We start from the raw sequence: 13,921 nt of genomic DNA, 5'->3' as shown, positions 1-13,921 counted from the left end.
AATGGCTAAAAAATTTATAGATGTAATGGACACCACTTTTAGAGATGGTTTCCAATCGGTTTTTGGTGGTCGTGTTTTAATGAACGATTTCTTTCCAGCTGTTGAAGCTGCAAAGACTGCAGGAATAACTCACTATGAATTTGGCGGTGGAGCTAGATTTCAGTCACTCTATTTTTATCTAAGAGAAGATGCATTTGAAATGATGGATAAATTTCGTAAGATTGTTGGTCCAGATGCAAACCTTCAAACTCTATCTCGTGGTGTAAATACTGTTATGCTTGAAACAGGTTCAAAAGAACTAATTGACTTGCATGCTAAATTATTTAAAAAGCATGGTACAACTACAATTAGAAACTTCGATGCTTTAAATGATGTAGAAAACTTAAAGTATTCAGGTGAAAGAATTGCTCACCATGGATTGAAGCATGAAGTAGTTGTTACAATGATGGACTTACCTCCAGGATGTCATGGTGCTCATACTGTAGATTTTTATGAAAAAACTCTTCGTGAAATTTTAGATAGTGGTATCCCTTATAGTAGTATCTGTTTTAAAGATGCTTCTGGAACTTCAAACCCTCAAAAAGTTTTTGATACTATTAAAATGGCAAGAGGTTTAGTTCCTGAGGGAACTCATCTTCGTCTGCACACTCATGAAACTGCTGGTGTAAGTGTTTCTGCTTATATGGCTGCTCTTGAAGCTGGTATAGATGGTATAGATATGGCCGCTGCTCCTGTGAGTGGTGGTACAAGTCAACCAGATATATTAACTATGCTTCATGCAACTAAGGGAATGAACTATGACCTTGGTGGCTTAGAGATTGATAAAATTTTAACTTATGAAAAAGAGTTACAGTACTGTCTTAGTGATTATTTTATGCCTCCTGAAGCTACTATGGTTTCTCCAATAATTCCATTTTCTCCAATGCCAGGTGGTGCATTAACTGCAAATACTCAAATGATGCGTGATAATGACATCTTGGATAAGTTTCCAGAAGTTATAGCCGCGATGCAAGAAGTTGTTAAAAAAGGTGGTTACGGAACAAGTGTAACTCCAGTTTCTCAATTTTACTTCCAACAAGCACTTAACAATGTTATGCAAGGTCCATGGAAAGCAATAGCTCCAGGATATGGAAGAATGGTTCTTGGTTATTTTGGTAAAACACCAGTTGCTCCAGATCCAGAAATTGTAAAAATTGCTTCTGAGAAGTTGAATTTAGTTCCAACAACTGATAATGCTCTTGATTTAGCAAATGCTGATTATTCAAAATCATTAGAAAATTGGATAAATAAACTTAAAGAAGAAGAGTTAGAAATTACAGAAGAGAATATATTTATCGCAGCTGCATGTCAAGAGAAGGGTATAGCTTTCTTAAAAGGTGAAGGTGAGTTAAATGTTCGTAAAATATCAGAAATGAAAACAGATTGTGAAGGAAGTTCAAATATGGGTAATGGAAATTATACAGTAGTAGTAGATGGTCAAAAGTTTAGTGTTCAAGTTGCAGAAGGTGATGCAAATATTCAAGTCACAGCAGTAAATGGTGAAAGTGCAACAGCATCTGCACCAGCTGCTCCTGCAACAGCATCTGGAGATGAAGTTTCTATAAAAGCACTTCTTCCAGGTAGCGTTTGGAAATTAGTAGCAAATCCAGGTCAAAGTGTTCAAGAAGGCGATGTACTTCTAATTTTAGAATCTATGAAAATGGAAATTGATGTAGTTGCAACTCGTAGCGGTGTTGTTAAATCTATCAATGTTGCGACAAACGACAAGGTAGTGGAAGGTCAAGTCGTAGCAGTAATAGGATAGGCATATGAAATCTTTTGTTATAAAACTATTAACGCTACTAATGCTTTTTAGCTTTAGTAGTGTTTTTGCTAGTACTCAGGGTGCTTCTAGTGCTGAGAATTCAATGCATAAAGAAGAGACTTATAAATCACAATCGTTTACTGAAATGGTGGGTGGATTTTTAGAGTCAACAGGTATAAATGCATTAATTAACCCAGATCCAAATGAGTTAAACTCTCATGGTGATAAGATGAGTGATTTTCATAAGTCTTGGGGTAGAGTTATGATGATTCTTATTACTTTTGGTCTTTTTTATCTAGCGATTAAAAAAGGTTTTGAGCCTCTTTTACTCCTGCCTATCGCTTTTGGTGGTTTATTAGCCAATATCCCAGTTGCAAATATTGCAGGTGCTCATGGATTTTTGGGTGTGATATACAATATGGGTTTAGCAAATGAGATGTTTCCGATAATCATCTTTATGGGTGTTGGAGCGATGACAGACTTTGGTCCTCTTCTCTCAAACCCTAAAACTGCACTTCTTGGTGGAGCTGCACAGTTTGGTATTTTTGGAACACTAGTTGGAGCAGTCGCTTTAACTCAGTATGGTATAGTTGATTTTACTCTTCAACAAGCTTCGGCTATTTCAATTATTGGTGGAGCAGATGGTCCGACATCTATCTTTATAGCGTCTAAACTTGCACCTGAACTTCTTGGAGCTATAGCAGTTGCATCTTACTCTTACATGGCGATGGTTCCGATTATTCAACCTCCAATTATGAGAGCATTAACAACTGATGCAGAGAGAAGAATAAAAATGACTACACTTCGTCATGTTTCTCGTTTAGAAAAGTTGGTTTTCCCAATTATGGTTCTAGTTTTAGCTATTTTAGTCTTACCAGCGTCTACTCCTCTAATCGGTGCATTTATGTTTGGTAACTTTTTAAAAGAGTCTGGTGTTGTTGAGCGTCTTAATGATACTCTTCAAAATTCACTTATAAATACAGTAACTATATTCTTAGGTCTTGGAGTTGGTTCAAAACTAGCAGCAGACCAGTTTTTAGTTCCAGATACTTTAGCTATTTTAGCTCTTGGAATCGTAGCGTTTTCTGTTGGTACAGCGGCGGGTGTTATAATGGCTAAGATTATGAATAAGTTTCCAGGAAATAAAATTAATCCTCTTATTGGTTCAGCTGGTGTCTCAGCAGTTCCGATGGCAGCTCGTGTATCAAATAAAGTTGGTATGGAGTACGACCGTACAAACATGCTACTTATGCATGCTATGGGTCCAAATGTTGCAGGTGTAATTGGTTCAGCAGTTGCAGCTGGTGTTCTTATCTCACTATTTCAATAAAATATCCCGATCAATAGGCTTCTTTAAGCCTACTGATCAACTGCATTCATAGTTTTTACGATGAGTGGAATGACATCATGACTTTTTGTTTTGTCTATAAAGCCACTAGCACCTAAAACTTCAGCTTCTCTTTTATTGTTATGACCTGTCATAGAACTATTTACTATAATTGGTGTAAGCTTAGTTCCTGCAAATTCTCTTAAAGTTTTTAACACTGTGAACCCAGACATTTCTGGCATTTCAATATCTGTAATAATAGCTGGAATAATAGAACAATCAGGCATTTCTTTAATGTAATCAACTAATAATTTTCCATTATCAAACATCTTAATATTGATATTCGAATTTTTGAAAATTTGTTGTAAATGTTTTTGTGCAGTTTTTGAGTCTTCTGCTATTAAAACTTCACCATGTTGTAGCTTAAGTGGTATATTAATATTGTGTAAATTTGTAGGAGACTCAAAAACGTTAACCATTGCCTGAGGAATGACATCTGCTAGTAATTTTTCATAATCAAGTATAAGGCAAAGTGAACCATCATCTAGTTTTGTATCATTCATTACTACCCCATCATCTCTTAGTCTGTAAGCGTCTGGAGCGTGCATTTCATTCCAGTTTTTCTTTATAACTCTAAAAGCTGACATAATTCTAAGTCCAATAACAATACCATTGAAATCACAAATAAGTATATTAGATAAGGCTAGTTCTTCTTTTGTAAGACTTTTACCAAGCCATGCTGGAAGATTTAGCACAGGCATTTGAAGACCACGAAGTATTATTGATCCTTCTAAAAGAGGATGTGCTGAAGGTATCTGGGTTAAAAAATGATTTCTAGATTCAACTACTTCTCTTGTCTTAAAAACATTGATTGCATAATAAGCAGATTCATCGCTATGACTAATTCTAAATACCAAAAGTTGAAGCTCATTGTTTTTTGCTAAGTTTGTGGATGCGTCTACATTATCTAAAACTGACATAAGTACCCTTTTATTAAATCTACTTTAATAGTACCAAAAATAAGTAGTATTAACAATTAAATGCTAAAATAAAGATATTGTTTTTAATAAAGGTAATTATATAGTGAAAATTTTAATAACTCTTTTTTTAATGTTTACTCTCTCTTATTCTAAAGTATATTATGCCAAAGTTGAACCTTACGAACTAAGAGATATAGCTTCAAATGTTTCTGGTTTAGTGCTTTTTATAGATGAAGACAAAATAGGTAAAAAGCTATCTTCAAAAGCATACATACGCATAGATTCTGAACTTGATTCAAAAGAATTAATTTTTATAGAGGAAAAACTTACATATCTAAATGAGATAGTAAAAGTAAATGCAGATGTTTTAAAAAACTTAGATAAATCTTTAACTAGAAAAAGAGAAAACTATAAACGAATTGAAGGCTTAAAGTTTAAGTCAGTTGTTGAAAAAGATAGAGAGTATCATGAGCTAGTTTCTAGTGAAAATTCATACCTAAATACACAAAAAGAGATACAAAATTTAAATGTACAAATCGCAGACTTAAAACTTAGAAAAGCTCATCTAAAAAGAAGTGTTAAAGATAAAAACATAAGTAACAAAGGATTTGTTTTATATGAAATTCTAGTAAAAGTAGGGCAGGTTGTTGGCATATCTACTCCTCTTGCAAAAGTCGCCGATACTTCAAGAGCAAAATTGACTATATATCTTGATGAAGTAGATGTTGCGAGTGCAAAAAATAAAATTGTTTATATTAATGGAGAAAAAACTTCATATAAAGTTTCAAGAACATTAAATATTGCAGATTCAAAGAATATTTCAAAATATATGGCACAAGTAATTATTAAATCTCCAAAACTTTTCTCAAAGCTCGTTACCGTAGAACTAAAAGATAAGTAGATGCTAGAAAACACTACGGCATGTCCTCTTGATTGTTATGATGCTTGTTTGATTTTTTATGAAGATGGAAAGCTAAAAGCTTTAAAAAAAGGTCATACTAATGGTTTTTTATGTCCACATATGAATCATTTTGAAAAAAATGATTTCATTTCTACTCCTAGATACAAAGGTAAAGAGATTACTATTGAAGAAGCTTTAGAGCATCTAGAGTTGATGTTAAAAGAATCAAACCCAAATGAAGTTTTACATTATAAAGGTAGTGGAAATTTTTCTCTACTCCAAGATACAGCTGAACACTTTTTTGCTTCATTTGGAGCAACTTTAACTAATGGAAGCTTATGTGATGGTGCTGGTGAAGCAGGAATCATAGAAGGTCGAGGTAGCAATAAAAATATGCCTTTTAGTGAGATAGAAAAATCTGAAGTAATTATATTTTGGGGAAGAAATCCGCATACAACTTCTAGTCATCTTCTTCCTATTATAAAAAATAAAACTATTATTGTAATTGATCCTATTAAAACAAAAATAGCAAAAATGGCGGACTTACATATACAGATAAAACCTCATAGAGATTTATTTTTAGCTATGTTACTTAGTAGGTTTTTATATATCTATGATACTCATAATGAAGAGTATTTAGAAAAATTTGCAAGTGAATATGAAGATTATCATGAACTTACTCAAAGTATTAGAATAGTTCCAACTTTAAATGAAATGGATGTAAATTTATCCCAAATAGAAAAAGTTTTAGAGTTAGTTGAAGGAAAAAAAGTATCTATTATTTGTGGTGTTGGAATTCAAAAGTATGTTGATGGAGCTGATGTAATTAGAGCGATAGATGCCTTTGGGGTTATGCTTGGTCTTTTTGGTAAAGAAGGAAGTGGAGTAGCTTATTTAGGATCTTCAAAAGAAAAAATAACTTCACCTTTTTTCACAGATGCTAAGAGAGTATCAAAAGTTGATACGGAGTTTTCTGACTTTGAAACTGTTTTTATTCAAGGTGCAAATCCTCTCTCCCAGATGCCAGATAGTTTTAGGGTTAAAAAATCTATTTCCAAAACTAAAAATGTTATTTATTTTGGTTTGTATGAAAATGAAACAAGTCAAATAGCAGACCTTATTATTCCAGCAAAAAGTTTTTTATATAAAGATGATGTAAGAACTTCTTATTCTCATAATTCAATAAATTTTATGCCAAAGCAAAAAGAAACAAATGTTGGGATAAGTGAGTATGATTTAAGTTCTTATTTTTGTACAATATATAATATAAAGTTAGAATCAGAAGAATTTTATATAAATTATTTTAAAAGTTTTGCACAAGAAGGTGAAGATGGACTTTATGAAGTTAAAGGCAGAGAAAAAATTCCATATAAAGATGGTTTTGACACAGAAGATAGTAAGTTTTTATTTTTAGATGAAGTAGATTGCGATATTCCTAAAAGTACTAAACTACATCTTATAACTTCAAAAAGCCCACTAAGCTTAAACTCACAGTTTCATAGAGATAATAGTGTATATCTTCATAGTTCATTAGGTTTTGTGGAAAATGAAAAAGTTTTTATATCTTCTGTAAGTGGAAGTGTAGAGCTAAGGGTTAAAGTTGAAGATGATTTAAGAGAAGATTGTGTTTTAATTTTTAGCGGAACAAAAGGTGTTAATAACTTAACATCTTCAAAGCATTCGTACGAAGGTAAAAATGCTATATATCAAGAAAATAGAGTAGAGGTAAATAGATGAGTAATACACAAGAGTTAGATAAAAAATATGTTTTACCTACATATGCAAGAGCAGATGTAGAGTTTGTAAGTGGTGAAAATGCAACTTTAGTAGATTCAAATGGAAAAAAATATATTGATTTCACATCTGGTATCGGTGTTGTTAGTGTTGGTCATGCAAATAAACTTGTAAATGAAGCTATTTGTAAGCAAATATCAAATCTTACACATACTTCTAATCTTTATAATATTGCACCACAAGCTAAGGTTGCACAAAAAATCGTAAATACTAGTGGTTATGAGATGCAATGCTTTTTTGGAAATAGTGGAGCAGAAGCAAATGAAGGTGCAATTAAAATAGCTAGAAAATATGGTGAAATTAATGGTGAAGTAAAGAGATACAAAATTATAACTTTACAACATTCTTTCCATGGTAGAACAATTACAACAGTAAAAGCAACAGGTCAAGCAGAAATGCATAACTATTTTGGACCTTTTCCTGATGGTTTTGTATATGCAGATACTATAAGTGATATAGAAGGCTTGCTTGATAATCACACAACTGCTGTAATGATAGAACTTGTTCAAGGTGAGGGCGGAGTTCAACCACAAGACAAAAAAGAGGTTCAAGCCTTAGCAAAACTTTTAAAATCTAAAAATGTTCTTCTTATTGTTGATGAAGTACAAACAGGTGTATATAGAACAGGTGAGTTTTTAGCTTCACAAGTTTACGACATTAAACCCGATATTATTACTTTAGCAAAAGGTCTTGGTGGAGGTGTTCCTATCGGTGTAGTAATGACTTCATTAAAAGATGTTTTGAGTGCTGGTGATCATGGTTCAACTTTTGGTGGTAACTACCTTAGTTCTAGTGCGGCTTGCAGTGTTATAGATATACTAAATGAGCTAAAAAGTAAAGGAACCCTTGATAAAACAATAGAGTATTTCAATGAAAAATTAGATGCTTTTTTTAATAATAATAAAAAATTATTTACAAAAAAAGTTGGAATTGGTCTGATGTGTGGTCTTCGTGCAAAAGATGGAGATATTTTATCTACTATTTTGTCAAATGCAAAAGATGAAGGTGTAATGGTTCTCAAAGCTGGAAAAAATACACTAAGATTTTTACCACCACTTACAATAACAAAAGAGGAAATTGATGAAGGTTTTAACTCCCTTAATCGTGCTGTTAGCTCTTTGTAGTCTAGCTTACGGTGAAAACGAAAACAATGAAGCTCTAGATAAGTATATATCAAAAAATAAAAAAGAGCAGTTTGGTTATGATTATGATAAAGTTGAAGCAGAGAGTTCTAAGCTTCGTGATTCTTGGATTTCACCAATTAATCTAAACTATAGCTATTCCAAGAGTACCCCTTATCAGAACGAGCAAACTGCAGAGCAAGCTAACATAAAGATGGATCAAGCTATTTTTGCAAGTGGTGGAATTTACTATGGTATAAAGTTTGCACAAGCTTCTCAAAAATACTCCAACTACTCTGTTGATGTTGCAAAAAGAAAGCTTGTTAAAGATGCTATTTCTCTTTTAATGCAGATAAAGCAGATGGATTTAAAAGTAAAAAGACAAAATCTTCAAATTAAAAACTCTGAAATTTCACTGGCACAAAAAAAAGAGCAATATTTAAATGGACAACTTGATTCAGGTTTTTTAGATAATGCTGTGATTGAGAGAAACTTTGTTATTCAAGCTCTTTATGACATAGAGACAAATCAAGAAAGACTTATCTCAAAGTTCAATGCTATAAGTGATATGGATTATGCAAGTGCATTCGTTCCTCATCTAAAAGAACTTACAAAAGAGAATTTTTTAAAGTATAACATAGTTTTAAGTATGTCGCAAAGCGATATAGAGAAAAATAGATACAATAAAAATGTAACTATCTCAAAATATTTACCACGGGTTAATTTTATTGCTGGATATAATTTTGATAAAACCCAAAATCAGCAGTTTGGAAATACAGGAGCTACGACCTCAGGAAATACAGATTATTATAACTATGGTCTTCGTGCAACAATGCCACTTGATATAAATACTTTTAATGATATAGAAGTGTCAAAAGTTGAGTATCTAAAATCAAAAGTAATGATTAAAGATACAAAAAGAGAATTGGTAGCTATTTTTGAACAAGTTACGCAAAATATTCAAAATTTTCAAAAGAAAAAAACTCTAAGTAAAGAAAATGCTGATATATATAAAAAGCTGCTTTTAGAAACAAAAGATATGTATAGTGCAGGGTATAAGACTCATTATGATGTTTCACTACTTGAAAATTCTGTAAATATTCAAAACATAGATGCTCAAATTTTTGAAATAGATAAACAACTTGAACTATTAACACTATACGAGATGTACAAAAATGAAAAATAATAGTACTCTTTTCAGTGAGTATATGAATGAATGGCTCTATGGCAAAGATGGTTATTATACTAAATATAAAAATATTGGAAAAAAAGGTGACTTTTATACTGCTGTAAGTACAAGTAAATTTTTTGGTGGAACAATAGCAAAACATATTATCTCTTTAGTTGATGAAGGCTTTTTGCATAAAAATAGTGTTATTTGTGAGATTGGTGCTCATCATGGATACTTTTTAGCAGATGTTATTGAGTTTATATTTACTCTTAGACCGAAACTTCTAAATACTCTGAAGTTTGTCATCATAGAAAGGTTTGATGACCTTCAAGAGCAGCAGAGAAACTATTTTCAAAGCTCTTTTGGAGATGTTGTTTCTCTTACTCATTATAAATCTTTAGATGAGTTGAAATGTGAAAATGCTTTTTTTATAGCAAATGAAATATTTGATGCTTTTTCTTGTGAGCTTTTTTATAAAGGTAAAACAGCAAGAGTTGATGGGCATGAAATAGAGTTTGATGTAGATAATGAATGGGTAAAACAAAAAGCACAAAAGTATAACAAATCAAGAGGTGAAATTGCCCTTGGTTATGAAGAGTTCGCTTTAAGTATGGCTAAATCTTGTAAAAAGTTTGAGTTTATGAGCTTTGATTATGGAGAGATGCAAGCTCGACCTGACTTTTCATTGAGAGTTTATGAAAACCATAATGTAATACCATTTTTCCAAGAAGATATAAAACGAGAAGAGTTATTTAAAAAATCTGATATTACTTATGATGTTACATTTGAGCATGTTAAAGATGCTTATGAAGAAGCTGGAGTAGAGTTTATAGAGCTAAAGGCTCAAATGGTCGCTCTTATAGATATGGGTATTTTAAACCTACTAGAGATTCTAAAGGACAATGCTGATGAAAAGATTTATGAACAAGAACTCCAAAAAGCGAAGATGCTGATAATGCCAAATTTTTTAGGTGAACGGTTTAAGATGATTAAGTTTAGAAAAATATTTTAAGACGACAAAAGCTCTTATTAGGTTTAAGCTTATTATTTTAAAATATATGAAATATTTATTTTGAATTCTCTTGGGAAGTCAAATAGTGAATCTTTTACGATAACAGGAAAACTTCTAGAAATTGCCTCTATCGTTGATTTTTTAAAGATACTTCTTCCTGAAACTATTTTAATGTCTTCTACATTACCATCTGATAGTATCTTGAACTTAACATTTACAAGACCCTCTATCCCTCTTCTTCTAGCCATATTTGGATAGGACTTATTACTATTTATTTTATGGATTAAATGACTAATAAACAGATCTTGTTTTGCCTGAACAACTTCATGATTGATTTTGTTTTGAGCCTCTGTGATAGGCTCAACAACCTCTTTAGTTTCTTCTTCAACTACTTCTGTTCCCTCTACTATAGGCTCTGGTATTAGTTCCGGAATAAGCTCTTCTTTAACCGAAACAGGTAACATCTTTGGTTTCGGTTTTGGTTTCGGTTTTGGTTTTGATTTTGGTTTTGATTTTGGTTTTTTCTTTGGCTTAGTTTTTTTTTCTATTTTTGGCTTAGAAGTCTCCGGTTGTGTTACGATAGAGAAGCAGACTCTTTTAGTTGCCTTTATGTTTACATCTGCTTTGCAACTGTCATCAATACTTACAAAATAAATTAGTCCTGTAATTATGGTTAAATAAAAAATAGAACTGATTATAAATGATGAGATATATCTGTTCATGAATCTGCCCTGTACTTATGGAAAAAGTTATACATTGTCGGGAGATAAAAAAGATTTAGTATAGTCCCCCACAAAAGTCCAAAACCTATGGTAACTGCCAAAGGCTGAAATGTTACAGCTTGTGCTGTTGCAAAAAATATCAGAGATGATAGACCTATAATAGTTGTGATAGAAGTTAGCATAATAGGTCTCAGCCTTCTTGGAGCAAGAAGAAATATATCATCTTTAGTCTTTGCCTTTTTTATAGTTGCCATCATAATAATACCGTCATTGACAATAACTCCGGCTAATCCTAATGCACCGATGAGAGATGGTAGTGAAATATTTAAACCCATAATAAAATGCCCTGCATAGACACCAAGAAGAGAAAAAGGAATAACAGACATAACTATCATAGTCTCTCTTATAGAGTTAAAAAGGTAGAGTATAGATATAAATATAAGTATAACAGCAAGTCCAGATGCTAAAATCATTTCAGTCTGCATAACTCTTTTTTGCTCTCTCTCACCTTTAAATTTGAGTTTTATACCCTTTACTTCTTTTAGCTTTTTGATAGTTGGAGATATCATTTGTAAAACCTCTGTTGCTGTTACTATGGAAGGATTTACATTAGCAAAGACATAAAAGTTAGTTTCGCCATCATCTTTAACAAGTCTCTCCAGAGACTCAACTTTTTCAAACTCACATATATCTTTTAACTTTACAAAGACACCATCTTTAAGAGGAATCTCCAGTCTTTTAAAACTCTCCAAGTCATCTTCAATATTGAATGATTTTACTTTTACATCTACAAGTTCGTTCCCGTCAAAGATAGTACCAACTTTTCTTGTGAGGTATAGACCGGATATATATTTACCAAGAGAACTCTCTGTAATACCTAAATCTTCACCGTAAGAATTTAGTTTTATCTTTATCTCATCAAGTCCTGTTTTAACATTGTCTCCAAAGTACTTTATACCGTCTATTTTAGAGAAACTGTTTTCTATTTCTCGTATGGTCTTTATAGCCTTTTGATAATCTTCACTGATGATACCGATGCGTATATCAGCTTTTGTATGTCCCATTTTTCTCTCAACAACCATTAGGTTGCTTAGGTTAAAGCTTTTTTTGTATTTTTGCTCTTTGAGCCAAGTTCTAAGGTCTTTAGATATTGCTTGTGAAGATTTATCTCTTACTCTGTCAGTAGGGTCATAATAGAAACTAAGGTACGGAGTAATATATTTGTCTACAAAGTTTGAAGGTTCCATTTTATGCAGTTCAAGAGAGATATATCCTACATAAGGATACATCTCAGCAGAACCTGTCGCACTTCTTCTATATCCGGCAGTAGAACTTACATGTTTTAGAAAAAATCTATCTTTCTCTTTTAAAATACTTTTTTCTAAAGTCTGAATAATCTCTAGTGATTCTTCTAAAGTAGTTGTAGGCTTAGCCTTAAAAGTTATATTAATTGATGAAGAATCAAATGGCTGAAACATTTGATACTTTGAACTTTTTATACCGTAGTAAATCAGGGTAGGTACGATTATTACAAATGTAAGTAAGAAAGTCTTTTGATACTTTACAAGTTGTATGAGAACTCTTAGGTAGAGTGCATTTACTCTGTCCCACGAGAGAGTCCTTGATTTTGCCGAGAGAGTGTGTGAAGCGTGAATAGGTAAAAATATAAACGACTCTATAAGTGAAGCTATAACAAGAGCGGAGAATGCTATTGGTATAAGCTGTATTATCTCTCCAAGTCTTCCACTTAGCATCAGTAGAGGTATAAAAGAAAAGAGAGTTGTTATAGATGCAATAGTCACAGGTTTAGCCATCTCTTTTGTACCCAAAAACGCAGCTTCTCTTGGGGAATAACCTTTTTCTATGTACTGTTGTATATTTTCACTCACAACAATAGCATCATCGACGATAATACCAATGGCAATAAGCACACCAACAAGAGAGTTGACATTGATACTGTGCCCTGTAAAGTAGAAGTAAATAGCACCCATAACAAAAGATGTTGGAATACCCAAAGCGATAATAAAAGCAATACGGATATTTATAAGTATTGCAGTTAGTACAGTAATCAGAATCACACCAAGTAGGATGTTAGAGATAACAATATTTAGTCTATCTTTTATAACAGTTGATTTATCCATTCTGACATCGAAGTTAACACCTTTTACTTTCATCTTGGATATGAGTGTTTTGATATCTTCGGCTATTTTAACTGCATCACCTTTTGGATTTTGTGAAACGGCAAGTGTGATAGAGTTATTCCCATTCATACTTGCAAGTGTAGATGCATCTTCATATCTCTTAGTTATTTTAGCTATGTCTTTTAGTTCGATGCGTTGATTATCTATGTTTAAGATAGTACTTTCAAGCTCATAAGACTGTCTTTTGTCATTGTGAGCAGAGATATAGTACTGCTGTTTGAGGTTTTCTATTTTACCAAGAGGAAATATATATGATACTTCTGAAAATACACGCAGTACTTCATCAAGAGAAATATTATAAGCATTTACTTTTTTCTCATCTATTAACACTTCATAAAAGAGTTCAGAATCTCCGAATATAGTTACATCTGAAACATTTTCGATTGAAAGAAGTCTGCTTTTAAACTTTTTTGAGAGTGCTTTTAGTTGGTTTCTATGTATTTCGTGAGATATCATAGATACATGCATGATACTTCTTGAGTGTGCAACTCCTCTTATTACAGGTTCATCCATATCACTTGGAAGGTTTTCTCTTATTAAAGATATGCCATCTTCAACTTTTGTGATAACTTCTGTTTTTTCTGCACCCTTTACAAGCTCTAAAATTATTGAAAATCTTCCTGGGGATACTACTGATGTTACACTTTCAACCCCGACAATATTTTTTACTTCCTCTTCGATTTCTTGTACAGCCATTTTATTTAGTGTATCTACAGATGCACCGCTATATGAGCCTCTTATGGTTACCGAGTTAGGCTCTATAGTAGGAGATATCTCTTTTGGAATCTGAGTATATGCAAAGATTCCAACTCCAAATAGTAGAAAAAATAGAATATAGTTAATTTTATAGTTATCAATAAAAAAGTTTAATACTCTTTCAAACATTAA

The 13,921-nt window shown here is 32.3% G+C and carries 10 protein-coding genes; 7 read left to right on the top strand and 3 right to left on the bottom strand.

The features are described from left to right. Position 1 precedes the first annotated feature (1 nt). Positions 2 to 1,804, top strand: a complete 1,803-nt coding sequence (locus MOV42_RS08180) for a biotin/lipoyl-containing protein (RefSeq protein ID WP_324170703.1) — start codon at positions 2 to 4, stop codon at positions 1,802 to 1,804. Positions 1,805 to 1,808: 4 nt separating this feature from the next. Then, complete coding sequence (locus tag MOV42_RS08175) at positions 1,809 to 3,134, top strand: sodium ion-translocating decarboxylase subunit beta (RefSeq protein ID WP_324170702.1); 1,326 nt, start codon at positions 1,809 to 1,811, stop codon at positions 3,132 to 3,134. A 29-nt stretch (positions 3,135 to 3,163) separates the two neighbouring features. Here MOV42_RS08175 and MOV42_RS08170 read toward each other — a convergent pair whose 3' ends face one another. Beyond that, positions 3,164 to 4,111 (bottom strand): chemotaxis protein, encoded by a 948-nt coding sequence (locus MOV42_RS08170; protein WP_324170701.1) that lies wholly within the window; start codon positions 4,109 to 4,111, stop codon positions 3,164 to 3,166. A 103-nt stretch (positions 4,112 to 4,214) separates the two neighbouring features. Here MOV42_RS08170 and MOV42_RS08165 point away from each other — a divergent pair, with 103 nt between their 5' ends. From MOV42_RS08165 to MOV42_RS08145, 5 genes are read left to right on the top strand one after another with little or no spacing between them, the layout of a single operon-like run. Beyond that, positions 4,215 to 5,012 (top strand): HlyD family secretion protein, encoded by a 798-nt coding sequence (locus tag MOV42_RS08165; RefSeq protein WP_324170700.1) that lies wholly within the window; start codon positions 4,215 to 4,217, stop codon positions 5,010 to 5,012. Next, on the top strand, positions 5,013 to 6,749 hold the full coding sequence (locus MOV42_RS08160) for a molybdopterin-dependent oxidoreductase (protein ID WP_324170699.1): 1,737 nt from the start codon (positions 5,013 to 5,015) through the stop codon (positions 6,747 to 6,749). Further along, complete coding sequence (locus MOV42_RS08155; RefSeq protein WP_324170698.1) at positions 6,746 to 7,930, top strand: aspartate aminotransferase family protein; 1,185 nt, start codon at positions 6,746 to 6,748, stop codon at positions 7,928 to 7,930. The genes MOV42_RS08160 and MOV42_RS08155 overlap by 4 nt, the downstream gene beginning before the upstream one ends. Continuing rightward, a complete protein-coding gene (locus MOV42_RS08150) occupies positions 7,887 to 9,113 on the top strand; it encodes a TolC family protein (RefSeq protein WP_324170697.1) in 1,227 nt (408 codons plus the stop codon). Before MOV42_RS08155 ends, MOV42_RS08150 begins: the two co-directional genes overlap by 44 nt. Beyond that, positions 9,103 to 10,110, top strand: a complete 1,008-nt coding sequence (locus MOV42_RS08145; RefSeq protein WP_324170696.1) for an SAM-dependent methyltransferase — start codon at positions 9,103 to 9,105, stop codon at positions 10,108 to 10,110. Before MOV42_RS08150 ends, MOV42_RS08145 begins: the two co-directional genes overlap by 11 nt. Positions 10,111 to 10,142: 32 nt before the next feature. Here MOV42_RS08145 and MOV42_RS08140 read toward each other — a convergent pair whose 3' ends face one another. Both MOV42_RS08140 and MOV42_RS08135 read right to left on the bottom strand, forming a co-directional pair. Then, entirely contained in the window at positions 10,143 to 10,832 is a 690-nt protein-coding gene (locus MOV42_RS08140; RefSeq protein WP_324170695.1) for an energy transducer TonB, read from the bottom strand. Beyond that, positions 10,829 to 13,918, bottom strand: a complete 3,090-nt coding sequence (locus tag MOV42_RS08135; protein ID WP_324170694.1) for an efflux RND transporter permease subunit — start codon at positions 13,916 to 13,918, stop codon at positions 10,829 to 10,831. Before MOV42_RS08135 ends, MOV42_RS08140 begins: the two co-directional genes overlap by 4 nt. Positions 13,919 to 13,921 lie beyond the last annotated feature (3 nt).

The organism is Sulfurimonas sp. (genome assembly GCF_029027405.1).
Taxonomy (GTDB): Bacteria; Campylobacterota; Campylobacteria; order Campylobacterales; family Sulfurimonadaceae; genus Sulfurimonas.
Note: the sequence above shows the minus strand (reverse complement) of the source record. Positions and strands in the feature narration are given on the sequence as shown.

What these genes read in the sequence shown, in the direction of transcription:
- MOV42_RS08180 (WP_324170703.1), top strand. Translation starts at nt 2, where the DNA reads ATGGCTAAAAAATTTATAGATGTAATGGACACCACTTTTAGAGATGGT.
- MOV42_RS08175 (WP_324170702.1), top strand. Translation starts at nt 1,809, where the DNA reads ATGAAATCTTTTGTTATAAAACTATTAACGCTACTAATGCTTTTTAGC.
- MOV42_RS08170 (WP_324170701.1), bottom strand. Translation starts at nt 4,111, where the DNA reads ATGTCAGTTTTAGATAATGTAGACGCATCCACAAACTTAGCAAAAAAC.
- MOV42_RS08160 (WP_324170699.1), top strand. Translation starts at nt 5,013, where the DNA reads ATGCTAGAAAACACTACGGCATGTCCTCTTGATTGTTATGATGCTTGT.
- MOV42_RS08155 (WP_324170698.1), top strand. Translation starts at nt 6,746, where the DNA reads ATGAGTAATACACAAGAGTTAGATAAAAAATATGTTTTACCTACATAT.
- MOV42_RS08150 (WP_324170697.1), top strand. Translation starts at nt 7,887, where the DNA reads ATGAAGGTTTTAACTCCCTTAATCGTGCTGTTAGCTCTTTGTAGTCTA.
- MOV42_RS08145 (WP_324170696.1), top strand. Translation starts at nt 9,103, where the DNA reads ATGAAAAATAATAGTACTCTTTTCAGTGAGTATATGAATGAATGGCTC.
- MOV42_RS08140 (WP_324170695.1), bottom strand. Translation starts at nt 10,832, where the DNA reads ATGAACAGATATATCTCATCATTTATAATCAGTTCTATTTTTTATTTA.
- MOV42_RS08135 (WP_324170694.1), bottom strand. Translation starts at nt 13,918, where the DNA reads ATGTTTGAAAGAGTATTAAACTTTTTTATTGATAACTATAAAATTAAC.